Origin of the sequence: Halomonas sp. DQ26W (assembly GCF_003339685.1) — a bacterium.
Classification (GTDB): Bacteria; Pseudomonadota; Gammaproteobacteria; order Pseudomonadales; family Halomonadaceae; genus Halomonas.
Map to the genome: position 1 here is coordinate 23,170 of NZ_QPKI01000022.1, position 16,606 is coordinate 39,775.

General features: G+C 62.3%; 14 protein-coding genes and 2 tRNA genes. 15 read left to right on the forward strand and 1 reads right to left on the reverse strand.

Features of this window, described 5'->3' with window-relative positions:
• Nucleotides 1–70: 70 nt before the first annotated feature.
• Nucleotides 71–397 (reverse strand): ribosome assembly RNA-binding protein YhbY, encoded by a 327-nt coding sequence (gene yhbY, locus DU490_RS12135; RefSeq protein WP_114574551.1) that lies wholly within the window; start codon nt 395–397, stop codon nt 71–73.
• 176 nt (nt 398–573) lie between these two features.
• Between yhbY and rlmE the strand changes: the two genes are divergently transcribed.
• The 15 genes from rlmE to pnp all read left to right on the forward strand — a co-directional run bounded on the left by rlmE (nt 574) and on the right by pnp (nt 16,435).
• Complete coding sequence (gene rlmE, locus DU490_RS12140; RefSeq protein WP_258801652.1) at nt 574–1,284, forward strand: 23S rRNA (uridine(2552)-2'-O)-methyltransferase RlmE; 711 nt, start codon at nt 574–576, stop codon at nt 1,282–1,284.
• 158 nt (nt 1,285–1,442) lie between these two features.
• Nucleotides 1,443–3,473 carry an ATP-dependent zinc metalloprotease FtsH gene (gene ftsH / locus DU490_RS12145; RefSeq protein WP_114574553.1) on the forward strand — a complete coding sequence of 677 codons (2,031 nt, stop codon included), beginning with the start codon at nt 1,443–1,445 and terminating at the stop codon, nt 3,471–3,473.
• Nucleotides 3,474–3,636: 163 nt separating this feature from the next.
• On the forward strand, nt 3,637–4,431 hold the full coding sequence (folP, locus tag DU490_RS12150) for a dihydropteroate synthase (RefSeq protein WP_220270491.1): 795 nt from the start codon (nt 3,637–3,639) through the stop codon (nt 4,429–4,431).
• Complete coding sequence (glmM, locus tag DU490_RS12155) at nt 4,424–5,773, forward strand: phosphoglucosamine mutase (RefSeq protein WP_114574555.1); 1,350 nt, start codon at nt 4,424–4,426, stop codon at nt 5,771–5,773. The genes folP and glmM overlap by 8 nt, the downstream gene beginning before the upstream one ends.
• A 73-nt stretch (nt 5,774–5,846) precedes the next feature.
• The gene (gene tpiA, locus DU490_RS12160; RefSeq protein WP_114574556.1) at nt 5,847–6,596 is read left to right on the forward strand and encodes a triose-phosphate isomerase; all 750 of its coding nucleotides are present in this window, start codon (nt 5,847–5,849) and stop codon (nt 6,594–6,596) included.
• A 4-nt stretch (nt 6,597–6,600) separates the two neighbouring features.
• The gene (secG, locus tag DU490_RS12165; protein ID WP_114574557.1) at nt 6,601–6,957 is read left to right on the forward strand and encodes a preprotein translocase subunit SecG; all 357 of its coding nucleotides are present in this window, start codon (nt 6,601–6,603) and stop codon (nt 6,955–6,957) included.
• A gap of 25 nt (nt 6,958–6,982) precedes the next feature.
• A tRNA-Leu gene (locus tag DU490_RS12170) sits at nt 6,983–7,069 on the forward strand.
• 150 nt (nt 7,070–7,219) lie between these two features.
• Nucleotides 7,220–7,296, forward strand: a tRNA-Met gene (locus DU490_RS12175).
• A 214-nt stretch (nt 7,297–7,510) separates the two neighbouring features.
• A complete protein-coding gene (gene rimP, locus DU490_RS12180) occupies nt 7,511–7,972 on the forward strand; it encodes a ribosome maturation factor RimP (RefSeq protein ID WP_114574558.1) in 462 nt (153 codons plus the stop codon).
• 66 nt (nt 7,973–8,038) lie between these two features.
• A complete protein-coding gene (gene nusA / locus DU490_RS12185; protein WP_114574559.1) occupies nt 8,039–9,532 on the forward strand; it encodes a transcription termination factor NusA in 1,494 nt (497 codons plus the stop codon).
• 27 nt (nt 9,533–9,559) lie between these two features.
• On the forward strand, nt 9,560–12,094 hold the full coding sequence (gene infB / locus DU490_RS12190; protein WP_114574560.1) for a translation initiation factor IF-2: 2,535 nt from the start codon (nt 9,560–9,562) through the stop codon (nt 12,092–12,094).
• A gap of 18 nt (nt 12,095–12,112) precedes the next feature.
• Complete coding sequence (gene rbfA, locus DU490_RS12195; protein WP_114574561.1) at nt 12,113–12,568, forward strand: 30S ribosome-binding factor RbfA; 456 nt, start codon at nt 12,113–12,115, stop codon at nt 12,566–12,568.
• Nucleotides 12,568–13,494: a tRNA pseudouridine(55) synthase TruB gene (gene truB, locus DU490_RS12200; RefSeq protein WP_114574562.1), complete on the forward strand. Its 927-nt coding sequence runs from the start codon at nt 12,568–12,570 to the stop codon at nt 13,492–13,494. Before rbfA ends, truB begins: the two co-directional genes overlap by 1 nt.
• 91 nt (nt 13,495–13,585) lie before the next feature.
• Nucleotides 13,586–13,855 (forward strand): 30S ribosomal protein S15, encoded by a 270-nt coding sequence (gene rpsO, locus DU490_RS12205; protein ID WP_114574563.1) that lies wholly within the window; start codon nt 13,586–13,588, stop codon nt 13,853–13,855.
• A gap of 447 nt (nt 13,856–14,302) precedes the next feature.
• Nucleotides 14,303–16,435, forward strand: a complete 2,133-nt coding sequence (gene pnp / locus DU490_RS12210) for a polyribonucleotide nucleotidyltransferase (RefSeq protein ID WP_181870032.1) — start codon at nt 14,303–14,305, stop codon at nt 16,433–16,435.
• The last annotated feature ends 171 nt before the right edge of the window (nt 16,436–16,606 follow it).

The following is a 16,606-nucleotide window of genomic DNA, read 5'->3' on the forward strand; positions in this document are numbered from 1 at the left end:
GCTCTTGCACAGGGCTCTGTTGAAGGAACGCTGGAGGGGCCCGGTACGTGGCTTCAGTGGCGGCCCTGCTTCAGTGGCGGCCGTGGTGGCCCTCGAAACGCTTGACGTTGGAGAGTTTGGGGTTGCCCTTGGGGTTTGCTCGATAGAGCAGCGCCATCTTGCCGATGGTCTGCACCCGCTCGGCACGGCTAGCCGCAAGCAGTGTCTCCAGTGCGGCAGCGCGATCGTCGCGTTCGCCCAGGGCCAGCTTGACCTTGATCAGCTCATGGTCGCTGAGGGCGCGATCGAGTTCGGCCAGCAGCCCCTCTGATACGCCATTCTCGGATACCGTTACCACCGGGGTGAGGTGGTGGCCGATACTGCGAAATGCTTTCTTTTGTGCCTGTGACAAGCTCATGGTATGTTGCGTCTTCCCGGTTGCGCTCAGCGCACCATGGTACGGTGAAATCCGCTTCGACGAAAGCAATCAAGTGCTTCCCGGCGGCCACCGTCTCGCTTCGCTCCTTGCCGATTCAGGCATCGGCCTGCTGGCTTTACAGATATCTATTTCAAACGATGTTTCAAGGTGATGCCGTGGCTCGTTCCACTTCCTCCTCGCGTGGCAATGCGTCCAGCCCCAATGTCGGCGACAAGCGTGCGGCCGGCGGTACCAGCAAGACCAGTAAGGGCTGGCTGAAGGAGCACTTCGACGATCGTTTCGTGCAGCAGAGCTGGCAGGATGGTTACCGCAGCCGAGCCAGCTACAAGCTGTTGGCGCTTGACGAGAAGGACCGGCTGTTCAAACCGGGTATGGCGGTGATCGACCTGGGAGCGGCGCCGGGTGGCTGGAGTCAGGTGGCCGCCGACAAGGTGGGTCCCGAAGGTTTGGTGATCGCCTCGGACATCCTGGAAATGGATGGGCTTGCCGGCGTCGACTTCGTTCAGGGTGATTTCACCGAGGAATCGGTGCTCGAAGAGATACTTGCTGCCCTGGGGGATCGACCGGTGGACCTTGTGATGTCCGACATGGCCCCCAATATGAGTGGTATGGCGGCCATCGACCAGCCACAGGCCATGTATCTGGTCGAGCTGGCGCTCGATCTGGCACGCCAGACGCTGAAACCCCAGGGACGTTTTCTGGCCAAGGTATTCCAGGGTGAAGGCTTCGACGCCTATCTCAAGGATCTGCGCAGCAGCTTCCACCGGGTGGTGACCCGCAAGCCGGAAGCCTCGCGCGCTCGTTCGCGTGAAGTGTACTTGCTGGCGGAAGGATTTCACGGTTGTGCCCCGGCTCGGCCGCAATGATAGTCAGAGACTAATGGCTCAATGGCCGGACAGGGCTGCTCAACTATGTCACAGTATGGACAGACATGGCCCCCATCGCTGGGCGGAACACGCTCGGCAGTGCGTGGTCTTACAAATAGGCGTTTCGGCCGACAGATGCTTGCAACGAGGGTAGGCCCTTGAATGATATGGCAAAGAACTTGGTTCTGTGGTTGGTTATCGCCGCAGTATTGCTGACGGTATTCAACAACTTTACCGTCGATACCGCACCACAGACGATGAACTACTCTCAGTTCGTCCAGCAGGTGCAGAACCAGCAGATTCGCAGCGTAACCATAGATGGTTACACGATCACCGGTGAGCGGCAGGATGGTTCTGAATTCCAGACCATTCGGCCCTCGGCGGAAGATCCGCGGTTGATGGACGACCTGTTGTCCAACAATGTCACTGTGGTAGGCACGGAGCCTCAGCAGCAGAGCCTGTGGACGCGGCTGCTGATAGCCAGCTTCCCGATTCTGCTGATCCTGGCCATCTTCATGTTCTTCATGCGCCAGATGCAGGGCGGCGCTGGCGGCAAGGGCGGGCCGATGAGCTTCGGCAAGTCCAAGGCCAAGCTGCTCTCTCAGGATCAGATCAAGACCACCTTCGCCGACGTGGCCGGCTGCGACGAGGCCAAGGAGGAGGTCGAGGAACTGGTCGACTTCCTGCGCGATCCCTCCAAGTTTCAGCGCCTGGGCGGCACCATTCCCCGTGGCGTGTTGATGGTCGGCCCGCCAGGTACCGGTAAGACGCTGCTCGCTAAGTCCATCGCCGGCGAGGCCAAGGTACCCTTCTTCTCCATCTCCGGCTCCGACTTCGTCGAGATGTTCGTCGGTGTCGGGGCATCCCGCGTGCGCGACATGTTCGAGCAGGCCAAGAAGCAGGCGCCGTGCATCATCTTCATCGACGAAATCGATGCCGTGGGGCGTTCCCGCGGTGCCGGCATGGGCGGTGGCAACGACGAGCGCGAGCAAACCCTGAACCAGCTGCTGGTGGAGATGGATGGCTTCGAGGCCAATGAGGGCGTCATCGTCATCGCCGCCACCAACCGTCCCGACGTACTCGACCCGGCGTTGCTGCGTCCGGGGCGCTTCGACCGCCAGGTGGTGGTCGGGCTGCCGGACATTCGCGGCCGCGAGCATATCCTCAACGTGCACCTGCGCAAGGTGCCGCTGGGTGACGACGTCAAGCCGTCGCTGATCGCTCGTGGCACGCCCGGCTTCTCTGGCGCCGACCTGGCCAACCTAGTCAATGAGGCGGCACTGTTCGCCGCACGCCGCAACAAGCGCCTGGTGAGCATGGAGGAGCTGGAACTGGCCAAGGACAAGATCATGATGGGCGCCGAGCGCAAGTCCATGGTCATGAGCGACAAGGAGAAGCTCAACACCGCCTATCACGAGTCGGGCCACGCCATCATCGGCCTGGTGATGCCCGAGCACGACCCGGTCTACAAGGTCACCATTATTCCGCGTGGTCGCGCCCTGGGTGTGACCATGTTCCTGCCCGAGGCAGATCGCTACAGCCTGTCGCGTCGCCAGATCATCGGCCAGATCTGTTCGCTGTTCGGCGGCCGTATCGCCGAGGAGATGACCCTGGGCCCGGATGGCGTGACCACCGGCGCCTCGAACGATATCAAGCGTGCTACCGAGCTGGCCCACAACATGGTGGCCAAGTGGGGGCTCTCCGACGAGATGGGCCCGATCATGTACGACGAGGACGAGTCTCATCAGTTCCTCGGTGGCCCCGGCCAGGGCGGCAAGCTCAAGTCCGGCGAGACCACCACTAGGCTCGACAAGGAAGTACGCAAGATCATCGATGACTGCTACGCCAAGGCGCGCCAGATCCTCGAGGAGAACCGCGACAAGCTCGACGCCATGGCCGATGCGCTGATGCTCTATGAGACCATCGATGCCGACCAACTGCGCGATATCATGGAAGGGCGTTCGCCACGGCCGCCCAAGGATTGGGAGGACGGTGACTCCAGCAGTGGTGCACCGGTAACCGGCGGCGAGGAGTCACCGCATAGCGAAGAGCCCGATGTCACCGAGCCCACCGATAGCGGCAGTAGCGACGACGGCAGTGGCGAGGGTGGTGACAGTGATGACGAGGATGAGGACGACGAGTCGCGTCGCCGTCCCTCCGACCCGCTGGGTGGCCCGGCCGGGTCCTGATATCGCCCCCATTGTAGGTAGGCGCCCCATCGGGGCGCCTTTGCCGTGCAGAGCAACCGTTTTGTCAGCATGCCGCCACAGGATCGACTGCATGATGGATATCGCTTCACCGACCTGGCTGCCGTGTGGGCGTCATCGTCTCGACCTTTCCTACCCCCGCATCATGGGGATCCTCAATGTCACACCCGATTCCTTCTCCGATGGTGGCCGGCATATCGTCATCGACGATGCCGTGCGGCATGCCGAGCGCATGCTTGCCGAAGGGGCAGCAATCGTCGATGTGGGCGGCGAATCCACCCGGCCGGGCTCCCAGGCAGTCTCCACCCAGCAGGAGCTGGACCGGGTAATGCCGGTGATCGAGCGGCTGATCTGCGAGCTCGACGCCCTGGTGTCGGTGGATACCAGCAGCCCCACGGTGATGCGTGAGGCCGCCGCGATGGGCGTGGGGATGATCAACGACGTGCGCGCCCTGCAGCGTGATGGCGCCCTTGAGGCGGCCCTGGTTACCGGCCTGCCGGTTTGTCTGATGCATATGCAGGGTGAGCCGCAGGACATGCAGCACTGCCCTCGCTATGATGAGGCGGTGGAGGACTCGGTGAGTGACTTCCTTGCGTCGCGCATTGCCGCCTGTGAGACGATAGGGCTGCGTAGCGAGCGCCTGCTGGTCGACCCGGGCTTTGGCTTCGGCAAGAGCGTCGAGCACAATCTGCGCCTGCTCAACCGCATGGAGGGACTGGCGAAACTGGGTCTGCCGCTGATGGTTGGGCTGTCTCGTAAGAGCATGATCGGCAAGGTGCTAGGCCGGCCAGTCGAGGAGCGCCTGCCGGGCGGCCTGGCTTTGGCATCGCTGGCCGTCGAGCGCGGTGCAAGGATTCTGCGTGTCCATGATGTTGGCCCAGTCCTGGATGCGGTGAACATGACATGGGCCGTGCTTAGTGAAGGCTGCGAGAATGACTAGACGCTATTTCGGTACCGATGGGATTCGGGGCACAGTAGGGAAACCTCCAATAACCGCCGACTTCATGTTGAAGTTGGGCTGGGCCATGGGGCGGGTGCTGGCCCGGGACAAGGAACACGTGCGCGTGCTGATCGGCAAGGATACCCGTATCTCGGGCTACATGTTCGAATCAGCGCTGGAGGCCGGGCTCTCGGCGGCGGGTGTCGATGTGGCGCTGCTAGGCCCGATGCCCACGCCGGGGATAGCCTACCTGACGCGGACTTTCCGGGCCGATGCCGGTATCGTTATCTCGGCATCGCACAACCCCTTTGCGGACAACGGCATCAAGTTCTTCTCCACCGAAGGCACCAAGCTGGCCGACGAGATCGAGGAGCGCATCGAGGCGATGCTTGACGAGCCGCTGACCACCGTGGCGGCCGATCGACTGGGCAAGGCCGTGCGCATCGACGATGCCGCCGGCCGCTACATCGAGTTTTGCAAGTCGACGATTCCCAACCGGGTCAACCTGCAGGGGCTGAAGATCGTGCTGGACTGCGCCCACGGGGCGACCTATCACATCGCTCCCAGCGTGTTCCGTGAGCTGGGGGCCGAAATCAGCCTGGTGGGGGCGAGCCCCGATGGGTTCAACATCAACCGCGAGGTGGGTTCCACTTTTCCGGCCACGCTTCGCGCGGCGGTGATCCAGCAGGGTGCCGACCTGGGCGTCGCCTTCGATGGCGATGGTGACCGGGTATTGATGGTCGATGCCGACGGTCGCGAGATCGATGGCGACGACATTCTCTACCTGATCGCTCGGGATCGGCACGAGCGGGGGCAGCTCAGCGGCGGTGTGGTGGGTACCCTGATGACCAACTTCGGCCTGGCTATGGCGCTGGAAGCGATGGGTGTCCCCTTCGAACGCGCCAAGGTGGGCGATCGCTACGTGGTAGAGCGCCTGGTTGCCAATGGCTGGAAGCTGGGCGGTGAGTCCTCGGGGCATATCGTCTGTGCCGATGTGCAGACTACCGGTGACGGAATTGTCTCGGCGTTGCAGGTACTGGCGATCATGGTCTGCGAGGGCAAGTCGCTGCAGGCACTTCTCGCCGGGCTGGAGAAGGTGCCCCAGGTGCTTGTCAATGTGCGCTTGCCGCCCGGTAGCGATAGCAAGGCGCTGATGGCGAGTTCGGCGGTCAATGATGCGGTGGCCGCCCTGGAGTCGGAGCTGGGTGACGAGGGGCGTGTACTGCTGCGACCATCGGGTACCGAGCCGCTGATTCGCGTGATGGTCGAGGGGCGGGCGCATCTCGATGTGGAGGGCATGGCCCGTCGCCTGGCCGCCGAAGTGGAGCAGCAGTTGGGTTGACGACCACGCCGAATGGTTGTCTTGGCTCGGCACCTCCTATACCATTTCGCACCACTTTGAAAGAGGACGCAGCATGCGAACGCCGCTGATTGCCGGGAACTGGAAGATGAACGGCTCGGCTACTCTGGTCGAGGATTTCGGACGTGCGTTTCTGCGTGCTGTGCTACCGGCGTCGCTGGATGTGGTTGTACTGCCGCCCTTCCCCTATCTGGACATGGCGCAGCGGGCCTTCGACAATACTTCGCTCACGCTGGGTGCCCAGACGTTGAATCCATTGCATTCCGGTGCCCTCACCGGTGAGGTGAGCGGTCAGATGCTTCGGGAGTTCGGCGTCAAGTGTGCGCTGGTGGGGCACTCCGAGCGTCGCCAGCTCTATCGCGAGAACGACGAGGCCGTGCATGATCGGCTGCTGGCAGCGCTGGGCGTCGACATCACTCCGATTCTCTGCGTGGGCGAGAGCCTCGAAGAGCGAGATGCGGGACGTACCATGGAAATGGTGCTGGGACAGGTGGGCTACGTGATGGCGCGCCTGGAGCCCGAGCAGCGCCGGCGAGTCGTCATCGCTTACGAGCCGGTGTGGGCGATCGGCACCGGACGTACGGCGACCCCCGAGCAGGCCCAGGAAGTCATGGCCGGGATTCGCAAGTACCAGGCCGGTTTCGATCGCGACCTGGCGGCAGGGATGCGATTGCTTTACGGCGGCAGCATGAACGCGAACAACGCGGCTGAGCTGCTGTCCCAGCCGGACATCGACGGCGGCCTAGTGGGCGGTGCTTCGCTCAAGGTCGACGATTTTCTAGCCATTTGTCAGTCAGCAGGTTGAATCCATGCAAGTTGCCATTCTCATGATCCATGTGGTGATCGCCATCGCCCTGGTCGTCCTCATCCTGCTGCAGCAGGGCAAGGGCGCCGAAGCCGGTGCCGCCTTCGGTGGCGGGGCCTCCCAGACCGTATTCGGCTCTCGGGGCAGTGGCGGCTTCCTGTCCCGTGCCACGGCAGTGCTGGCGTTCACCTTCTTCGCCACGTCGCTGGCCCTGGCCTGGTACGCCACTCAAGCTCAGGCGCCGGAAGTCGGTATCCCCGATGCTCGTCTGATCGATCAGCGGAACGGCGTGCCGACCCTTGACGACGGCGCCCGTGACGTGGATAATGCCGCGCCAGTACTGGAAGAAAGCAACAACTAAGGTTGTTGCTCCAGTCATCAAGAAAGCCGAAGTGGTGGAATTGGTAGACACGCTATCTTGAGGGGGTAGTGACCGTAAGGTCGTGCGGGTTCAAGTCCCGCCTTCGGCACCATCTGAAACGCCGTGATCCGAGTGAGCAGCAAGGGATTGCGAGACGACAGAAGTAGGATTGGCACCAGGAAGGTTGTAAGAGAACGGGAGTAGGCACCATCGCTGCTTGACTCAAGCGCATCAGGCACCTACAATCGCCGACCTGGAATGTTGCGGGGTGGAGCAGTCTGGTAGCTCGTCGGGCTCATAACCCGAAGGTCATCGGTTCAAATCCGGTCCCCGCTACCATCTTCCGATCAGCTGTCTTGCGAGACAGTGATGAGCAAGGAAGTGGTACTACAGGTTTTTTGTGAAAGGCCCCTTCCTGTGAAGGGGCTTTTTGTTAGCAGCTAACTGTCGGCTCGGGCCGGCAGCGCTTATCCGGGCAACGCCAATCAGCCACCTAGCTTTCCTGCTTACTCCCGGCCAGGTGCCTGATGCAACGGCTCTAGGAGCTTTCTCTGTGGCACTCAAGGACGCTGCGCTGTATGCGCTGATCGAGCCGGTGGTCACCGCCATGGGATTCGAGCTCTGGGGTATCGACTATCGCCCCCAGGGCAAGCATTCCCGTCTCGTGATCTACATTGATCATGCCGAGGGTGTGAGCGTGGACCACTGCGCTGATATCAGTCGCCAGATCAGTGCCGTACTCGACGTGGAAGACCCTATACCGGGTGAATATCGCCTGGAGGTCTCGTCGCCGGGCATGGACCGTCCGCTCTTCACCCTGGATCACTTCGCTCGCTATGCGGGTCATGATGTGGCGTTGAAGCTGCGGGTACCCTTCGATGGGCGACGCAAGTTCCAGGGGCTGCTGGCCGGCATCGAGGAGGATGAGGTGCTGTTGCAGCAGGACGGTGAAGAGTATTGCTTTCCCATCGAAAGCATTGACCAGGCACGTGTTGTGCCCCGGTTTGAAGGCTGAGCTCAAGAGCTTAGGTCGAGGACAGAGGTCGATGCATATGGACAGGTTTTCTGGCGAGGCAAAGGCATGAGTAAAGAAATACTGACGGTCGTCGATGCGATTTCCAATGAAAAAGGCGTGCCCCGCGACGTGATCTTCGAGGCCGTCGAGGCGGCCCTGGCCAGCGCGTCACGCAAGCGCTTCGAGGGTCGGGAAGTCAGCGTGCGCGTCCATATCGATCGCTACACTGGCGAGTACGAGACATTCCGCCGCTGGCAAGTGGTGGAGGACGACGAGTTCGAGAATCCCGACGCTGAGATCAAGGAGTCCTTCGCCGAGCGCCGCGACCCGCCGCTTACGCGGGGCGATGTGGTCGAGGAGCAGATCGAGAATGCTGCTTTCGGTCGTATCGCCGCCCAGACCGCAAAGCAGGTCATCGTGCAGAAGGTGCGCGAGGCCGAGCGTGCCGAGGTGGTTCGCCAGTACGCCGAGCGCGAGGGGGAACTGGTTGCCGGTATCGTCAAGAAGACCACGCGCGATGGCCTGATCATCGACCTGGGCGATAACGCCGAGGCGTTCCTGCCCCGCAGCGAAATGATTCCGGGCGAGCGCTATCGCATGAATGATCGGGTGCGGGCACTGCTGACCAAGGTCGATGCCGACGCACGTGGGGCTCAGCTGATTCTGTCGCGCACCTGCCCCGAACTGATCATCGAATTGTTCCAGATCGAGGTGCCGGAAATCGCCGAGCAGCTCATCGAAATCAAGGGAGCAGCCCGCGACCCCGGTTCCCGGGCCAAGATCGCGGTCAAGACCAACGACCGGCGCATCGACCCCGTGGGCGCATGTGTCGGTATGCGTGGCTCCCGGGTGCAGGCGGTATCCAGTGAGCTGCAGAACGAGCGGGTCGATATCATTCTATGGGACGACAACCCCGCCCAGTTGGTGATCAACGCCATGGCGCCGGCGGATGTCGGCTCGATCCTCGTCGATGAGGACGCCCACGCCATGGACGTGGCTGTTGCCGAGGACAATCTGGCCCAGGCCATCGGTCGCAGCGGCCAGAACGTGCGGTTGGCCTCGGAGCTCACCGGATGGCGGATCAATGTCATGACCGAGGGCGAGGCCGAAGACAAGCGAGAGCAGGAGATCGACAGCCTGGTCGAGCATTTCATCCAGCATCTGGAGATTGAGGATGATCTCGCCAGGCTGCTGGTGGAGGAGGGTTTCACCACGCTGGAAGAGATCGCCTACGTGCCCCTCGAGGAAATTCTTGAAATCGAGGAGCTCGATGAGGAACTGGTGGAAGAGCTGCGTGCGCGTGCCAAGGATGAACTGCTGAACCTGGCCATCGCCTCCGAAGAGGAGCTGGACGGTGCTCAGCCGGCCGAGGACCTGCTGGAAATGGAGGGCATGGAGCGTCATCTAGCCTTCATCCTGGCTAGTCGCGGCATTGTCACCATGGAGGACCTCGCCGAGCAGTCCGTCGACGATCTGATGGACATCGAGGGCATGGACGAGGAGCGCGCTGCATCACTGATCATGACTGCCCGTGCGCCCTGGTTCGAGAACGAACAGTAAACGGGTCACGGGCTGAGGAGGGTCAACATGTCAGAAATGACCGTTAAAGATTTTGCAGCGAAGGTGGGGCGCGACGTCCCCCGCCTGCTGGAACAGATGAAAGAAGCCGGGCTCGAGCACAAGGTCGAGACGGATGCGGTGTCAGAGGAGGACAAGCGTCAGCTGCTCGACTATCTCACCAAGAGCCATGGTGGCAGCGGCGGTGCAGGGGCCAAGAATCGCATTACCCTGACCCGCAAGACCAGGAGCCGCATCAAGACCGGTGAGCGGGGCAAGACCATTGAGGTGCAGGTGCGCAAGAAGCGTACCTACGTCAAGCGCGCCGAGGATGAGGCGCCGCCACCCGAGTCGGCGGAAGATGCCGGTCCGCGCCAGCTGGTGGGCGACATGGCGGATTCGCGGGCAAAGCGCGAAGCGCAAGATGCCGAGGATGCCAAGGAGCGTGCTGCCGAGCGGCAGGCCCGCGAGGAGGCCGCCAAGGCTGAGATCGCAGCACCCGTACCCGTCGAGCAGCCTGCCAAGCTCGCCGAGGTGCCGCCGGTACCGGTCCCCGAACTGGATCAGTCGGAGCCTTCGGCTGAGCCTCCGGCTCCGCCCAAGGAGGGGCGCAGCGACCGACGCACGGCGCCGCCTAAGAAGACGACTGCCAAGAAGGGGCGTGGTCGAGACGATGAGGATCGCGGCGACCGCGAGGAGCGTCGTCGTGGTGGCGTCGCCAAGAAGGCCAAGCGCTCTGAGCGTCGTGGCAGCCGTCGCGGTGGCACCCAGGGCGGTGGTCAGCACGGTTTCCAGAAGCCGACGCAGCCGATCGTTCGTGAAGTCTCCATCCCCGAGTCGATCAGCGTTGCTGAGCTTGCCGACAAGATGTCGATCAAGGCGAACGAGGTCATCAAGGCGATGTTCACCATGGGGGCGGCGGTGACCATCAACCAGACCATCGATCAGGACACCGCGGCCATCGTGGTCGAGGAGATGGGCCACAAGCCCAAGCTGGTCAAGGACGATGCGCTGGAAACCGAAGTGCTGTCCGGCATCTCCTACGAGGGCGAGGAGATCACCCGTTCGCCGGTGGTCACGGTCATGGGTCACGTCGACCACGGCAAGACCTCGCTGCTTGACTATATTCGCAAGGCCAAGGTGGCGACCGGCGAGGCTGGTGGCATTACCCAGCATATCGGCGCCTATCATGTGGAAGACAACCATGGCGGTGTGACCTTCCTCGATACCCCGGGTCACGCGGCGTTCACCGCAATGCGTGCGCGTGGTGCCAAGGCCACCGACGTGGTCATCCTGGTGGTCGCGGCCGATGATGGCGTCATGCCCCAGACGGTCGAGGCGATCGAGCACTCCAAGGCAGCAGAAGTGCCGATGGTGGTGGCGGTCAACAAGATCGACAAGGAAGGTGCGGACTTCGACCGTATTCGCAACGAGCTCTCCCAGCACGGGGTCATTTCCGAGGAGTGGGGTGGCGATACCCAGTTCGTTCACGTCTCGGCCAAGACCGGTGACGGCATCGAGGAGCTGCTGGAAGCGATCCAGCTGGTTTCCGAAGTGCTCGAGCTCAAGGCGGTGCCCGAGGCACCCGGCAAGGGTGTTGTGGTCGAGTCGCGTCTGGACAAGGGTCGCGGCCCGGTGGCCACGGTGCTGGTCCAGAACGGCACCCTGCGCAAGGGCGACATCGTCCTGGCAGGCCTGCATTATGGCCGCGTGCGTGCCCTGACCAACGAGCTTGGCCATCAGGTCGACGCAGTGGGTCCGGCGATGCCGGTGGAGATCCAAGGCCTCGACGGTACCCCGGATGCCGGTGACGACTTCATGGTTGTGGCCGACGAGAAGAAGGCTCGCGAGGTCGCCAACTTCCGTCAGGGCAAGTATCGCGAAGTGCGTCTGGCGCGTCAGCAGAAGGCCAAGCTGGAGAACATGTTCAGCCAGATGGGTCAGGACGAGGTGGCCAAGGTCAACATCGTGCTGAAGGCCGATGTGCAGGGCTCGCTGGAAGCGATCAAGGGCGCTCTGGAAGAGCTCTCCACCGGCGAAGTCGAAGTGGCTGTGGTCTCCTCCGGCGTGGGCGGCATCACCGGTACCGATGCCAATCTGGCGCTAGCTTCCGAGGCCATCGTGGTCGGCTTCAATGTTCGTGCCGACGCCGCCGCCCGTGAAATCATCGAGCGTGAAGGCCTGGATCTGCGCTATTACAGCGTGATCTATCAGCTGATCGACGAGGTCAAGCAGGCCATGAGCGGCATGCTGGCACCGGAGTGGAAGGAGGAGATCGTCGGCGTGGCCGAGGTTCGTGATGTCTTCCGCGCACCGAAGATCGGCGCCGTGGCGGGCTGCATGGTGGTCGAGGGCAGCGTGCATCGCAACAAGAAGATCCGCGTGCTACGCGACAACGTGGTCATCTACGAAGGCGAGCTCGAGTCGCTGCGTCGCTTCAAGGACGACGTCAACGAAGTGCGTAACGGCATGGAGTGTGGCATCGGCGTGAAGAACTACAACGACGTTCAGGTTGGCGACAAGATCGAGGTCTTCGATCAGGTCAAGGTCGAGCGGACGCTTTAACCGGCCGAGGAGTCGAGCATGCGCGAATTCAAGCGTACCGACCGTGTCGGCGATCAGCTACAGAAAGAACTGGCGGTACTGATCCAGCGCGAGGTCAAGGACCCGCGCCTGGGGATGGTCACCGTCAGCGGGGTCACGGTCAGCCGTGACCTCGGCTATGCTGACGTCCACGTGACCCTGCTGGGCGAGGAGGACCCCGAGCGCATCCGGGAAAACCTCAAGGTGCTCAAGCAGGCCGCTGGTTTCCTGCGCAGCCAGGTCGCCCGGCGCATCAAACTGCGCCACGTTCCGGAGCTGCGCTTTCATTACGATGAAAGTGTGGTGCGTGGCCAGCGGCTGTCGTCGCTGATCGACGAGGCGGTCTCCCGCGATCGTGCCCGTAACGCGGCGGAGGACGGCGAGGCTGCTGGCAATCAAGACGGCGACGTCGCTGACGGCCAGGCGCATGGCGGCAACGAGGACGAGAGGGACTGATGGCGCGTCGCCGCCGCGGTCTGCCGGTGAACGGGGTGCTGCTGCTCGACAAGCCCCAGGGTGCGTCGAGCAACCATGCCCTGCAGCGTGCCCGGCGCTTGTTTCAGGCGCAGAAGGCGGGCCATACCGGTACGCTCGACCCCATGGCGACCGGGCTGTTGCCGGTCTGCTTCGGCGAGGCGACCAAATTCTCATCGTTCCTGCTGGAGGCCGACAAGGTTTATCGTACCCGCATCCAGTTGGGTGTGGTGACCGATACCGGTGACGCAGAGGGCGAGGTGGTCGAACGCCATTTAGTACCGGTGCTGAGCGAGAGGGACCTGGAGAGGGTGCTTGAGCGGTTTCGTGGCGATATCGAGCAGGTTCCGCCGATGTACTCGGCGCTCAAGCATCAGGGCCGCAAGCTCTACGAATTGGCCCGCGAGGGCAAGACGGTGGAGCGTGCAGCCCGTCGCGTGACGGTGTATGATGCGCGCCTTCTGGCTCATGATGGCGATGGATTTGCGCTGGAAGTGCGCTGTAGCAAGGGTACCTACATTCGTACCCTGGCCGAGGACATCGGTCGGGCGCTCGGATGCGGCGCCCATATCACGGCGCTGCGGCGGCTCAAGACCGGGCCCTTCGACGCCAGCGACATGGTTGCCTTCGAGGGGCTGGAGGCCCAGCCAGGCCAGGCCGACCTCGAGGCAAGGCTGCTGCCGGTCGATGTGCTGGTCGAGCATCTGCCGTCGCTCGACCTCGATGCCGAGGCTGCGGGGCGTCTGCAACACGGGCAGTCGGCCATTGTCGTGCCCAACGCCATGGTGCCGGGTGCGACGACAAGACTCTATCACGACGGGATCTTCATCGGTCTCGGCGTGGTCAGGGTGGCAGGGGAAATCGTCCCACGCCGCCTGCTGAGTACCGCCACGGTGGACTCGGTGTGAGACCAGCGCCTTCGGGCGCAGGCGTGGAGACTGCAAATATGCGTGGTCTCCGACATTCATTACTCAGGCATATTGCTTACTGGAGAGAAAGATGGCACTTACCGCCGAAAAGAAAGCTGAGATCGTCAATGAATACGGTCGTGGTGATAACGACACCGGTTCCCCCGAAGTGCAGGTAGCCCTGCTCAGCGCCAACATCGACGGGCTGCAGGATCACTTCAAGACCAATAAGCAGGATCACCACTCACGTCGTGGCCTGATCCGCATGGTCAACCAGCGCCGCAAGCTGCTTGACTACCTTAAGCGTAAGGACTTCGAGCGCTATCAGGCACTGATCCAGCGTCTGGGCCTGCGTCGCTAAGAAAAGGGTATTTCGCTACTGCGCTCGATATCCTGGTCGCCGGCGGTGCTCGGAATCCTCATGTAGCGGGCTACACTCCGGTTCCTGCGCTCCGGCGGCAACCAGCCTCTCGTCGCTCGTAACGCGAAATCACCCTTTTCTTCAGATCATTCGAAACGGGTAGCCCCTCCGGGGCTGCCCGTTTTGCTTTCTGCATCCATGACCTAAGGGGCGCTGGGGGCAGGCCGGAGAGGAGGTCTTTTGCCAGGGAAGGCAAAAGTAGCGCCCAGGGATGGGTTCGCAGCGCCTCCTCGCAGGTCTGTCGCCGGATTAGCCCCGAGAGGCGGCGATACGCGATTGCCTTGTGGAAATGTCGCTAACCGGTGGCCCTGGCGCGCGTCAACCCCTAAAATGGTCGCCGAGTCAAAACGACCTAAACACAGAAAAGTAACGTTGAAGGAAGTCGCCGTGAATCCGGTCAAGAAAACATTTCAGTACGGTCGCAGTACCGTCATCATGGAAACCGGGCGTATCGCCCGCCAGGCCACCGGGGCCGTGATGGTCACCATGGACGACACCGTTGTGCTCTGCACCGTGGTCGCCAAGAAAGAAGCCAGGCCCGATCAACCCTTTTTTCCCCTGGCCGTGTTCTATCAGGAGAAGACCTACGCCGTGGGTAAGATCCCCGGCGGCTTCTTCAAGCGCGAGGGACGTCCCACCGAGAAAGAGACCCTTACCTCTCGCTTGATCGATCGCCCGATCCGTCCGCTGTTCCCGAAGGGGTTCATGAACGAGGTGCAGGTGATCTGTACCGTGCTCTCCACCGACCGTAACCATGATCCGGATATCGCCGCCCTGCTGGGTACCTCCGCGGCGCTGTCCATCGCCGGTGTACCCTTCAATGGTCCCATCGGCGCGGCCCGCGTCGGCTTCGACGAGGAGAAGGGCTACTTCCTCAACCCCACGGTGGAGGAGCTTGCCAACTCCGAGCTGAACATGGTCGTCGCCGGTACCGAAAAAGCGGTGCTGATGGTGGAGTCCGAAGCCAAGGAGCTGCTCGAGGACGAAATGCTCGGCGCCGTGCTCTATGGCCACCAGGAAATGCAGGTTGCCATCCAGGCCATCAACGAACTGACCGCCGAGGCCGGTAAGCCGAAGTGGGACTGGCAGCCCCCGGCCGAGAATACCGCACTGAAGTCTGCTGTGATCGAGGCCTTCGAGGCAAAGGTGGGTGAGGCCTACCGTATCACCGACAAGATGATTCGTCAGGATGCGCTTTCCGCTCTGAAATCTGAGGCCGTCGAGCAATTGGCCGGTGAAGACGAAGGCAAGTTCGACGCCGATGAGGTCAAGGGTGCCTTCGCCGGCCTGGAGAAGCGCGTGGTGCGCTCCCGGGTGGTTAAGGGGGAACCGCGTATCGACGGTCGCGATCAGAAGACCGTGCGTCCTTTGAATATCGAAGTGGGCAGCCTGCCCAAGACCCATGGTTCATCGACCTTCACCCGCGGCGAGACCCAGGCAATCGTCATTGCCACCCTGGGCACCCTACGCGATGCTCAACTGATCGAGTCGCTGGAAGGGGAGCGCAAGGATCGCTTCATGCTGCACTACAACTTCCCTCCCTATTGTGTCGGTGAAGCCGGCTTCATGGGCGGGCCCAAGCGTCGCGAGATCGGCCACGGCCGCCTGGCACGTCGCAGCATCGAGGCCATGTTGCCGTCGTCCGAGGATTTCCCCTATACCATCCGTGTTGTCTCCGAGATTACCGAATCCAACGGTTCGAGCTCAATGGCGTCGGTGTGTGGTTCCTCGCTGGCGCTGATGGACGCCGGCGTGCCGATGAAGGCTCCGGTGGCAGGTATCGCCATGGGTCTGGTCAAGGATGCCGATGGCTTCGCCGTGCTAACCGATATCCTGGGCGACGAGGATCACCTCGGCGACATGGACTTCAAGGTGGCCGGTAGCGCAGAAGGTGTCACCGCCCTTCAGATGGACATCAAGATCGAAGGCATCAACGAGGAGATCATGGAGGTGGCCCTGCAGCAGGCCAATCAGGCTCGCTTGAACATACTCCAGCAGATGAATGACGTGATCGCCCAGAGCCGGGCCGAGGTGTCCGAGAACGCCCCCTCCATGGCGACCATCAAGATCGATCCGGACAAGATCCGCGACGTCATCGGCAAGGGCGGTGCCACCATTCGCAAGATCTGCGAAGACACCGGTGCTTCCATCGATCTCGACGACGACGGTACCGTACGCATCTACGCCGAGGACAAGGCTGCGGCCAAGAAGGCCATCGATACCGTGCTGGCGATCACTGCCGAGGCGGAAATTGGCAAGCTCTACCGCGGTAAGGTAGTACGTATCGCCGACTTCGGTGCCTTCATCAACATCATGCCAGGGACCGACGGGCTGGTGCACATCTCGCAGATCGTGCCCGAGCGGGTCAACGACGTGCGTGATTTCCTCAACGAGGGCGACGAGGCCATCGTCAAGGTGCTCGACATCGACAACCGCAACCGCGTGAAGCTCTCCATCAAGGAGATCACCCCGGAAGAGAAGGCCGCCTTCGAAGCGGCGGAAGCCGAACCTGTCGCCTGAGACAGCCAGGGTTCCAACGAAAACCGCCCCCATGGCCTGGCCATGGGGGCGGTTTTTTGTCGCCGCGGCTCTCCGGCAACAGATCAACGCGGAGGCGCTGTAAACCCCTCCCTGGGCGCTACTTTTGCCTTCCCTGGCAAAAGACCTCCGCTCAGATCTGTTCCCGGCGCC

Coding starts and splice junctions, on each gene's coding strand:
- rpsO (WP_114574563.1), top strand. CDS start 13,586: ATGGCACTTACCGCCGAAAAGAAAGCTGAGATCGTCAATGAATACGGT.
- yhbY (WP_114574551.1), bottom strand. CDS start 397: ATGAGCTTGTCACAGGCACAAAAGAAAGCATTTCGCAGTATCGGCCAC.
- nusA (WP_114574559.1), top strand. CDS start 8,039: ATGAGTAAAGAAATACTGACGGTCGTCGATGCGATTTCCAATGAAAAA.
- folP (WP_220270491.1), top strand. CDS start 3,637: ATGGGGATCCTCAATGTCACACCCGATTCCTTCTCCGATGGTGGCCGG.
- infB (WP_114574560.1), top strand. CDS start 9,560: ATGTCAGAAATGACCGTTAAAGATTTTGCAGCGAAGGTGGGGCGCGAC.
- glmM (WP_114574555.1), top strand. CDS start 4,424: ATGACTAGACGCTATTTCGGTACCGATGGGATTCGGGGCACAGTAGGG.
- truB (WP_114574562.1), top strand. CDS start 12,568: ATGGCGCGTCGCCGCCGCGGTCTGCCGGTGAACGGGGTGCTGCTGCTC.
- secG (WP_114574557.1), top strand. CDS start 6,601: ATGCAAGTTGCCATTCTCATGATCCATGTGGTGATCGCCATCGCCCTG.
- tpiA (WP_114574556.1), top strand. CDS start 5,847: ATGCGAACGCCGCTGATTGCCGGGAACTGGAAGATGAACGGCTCGGCT.
- rbfA (WP_114574561.1), top strand. CDS start 12,113: ATGCGCGAATTCAAGCGTACCGACCGTGTCGGCGATCAGCTACAGAAA.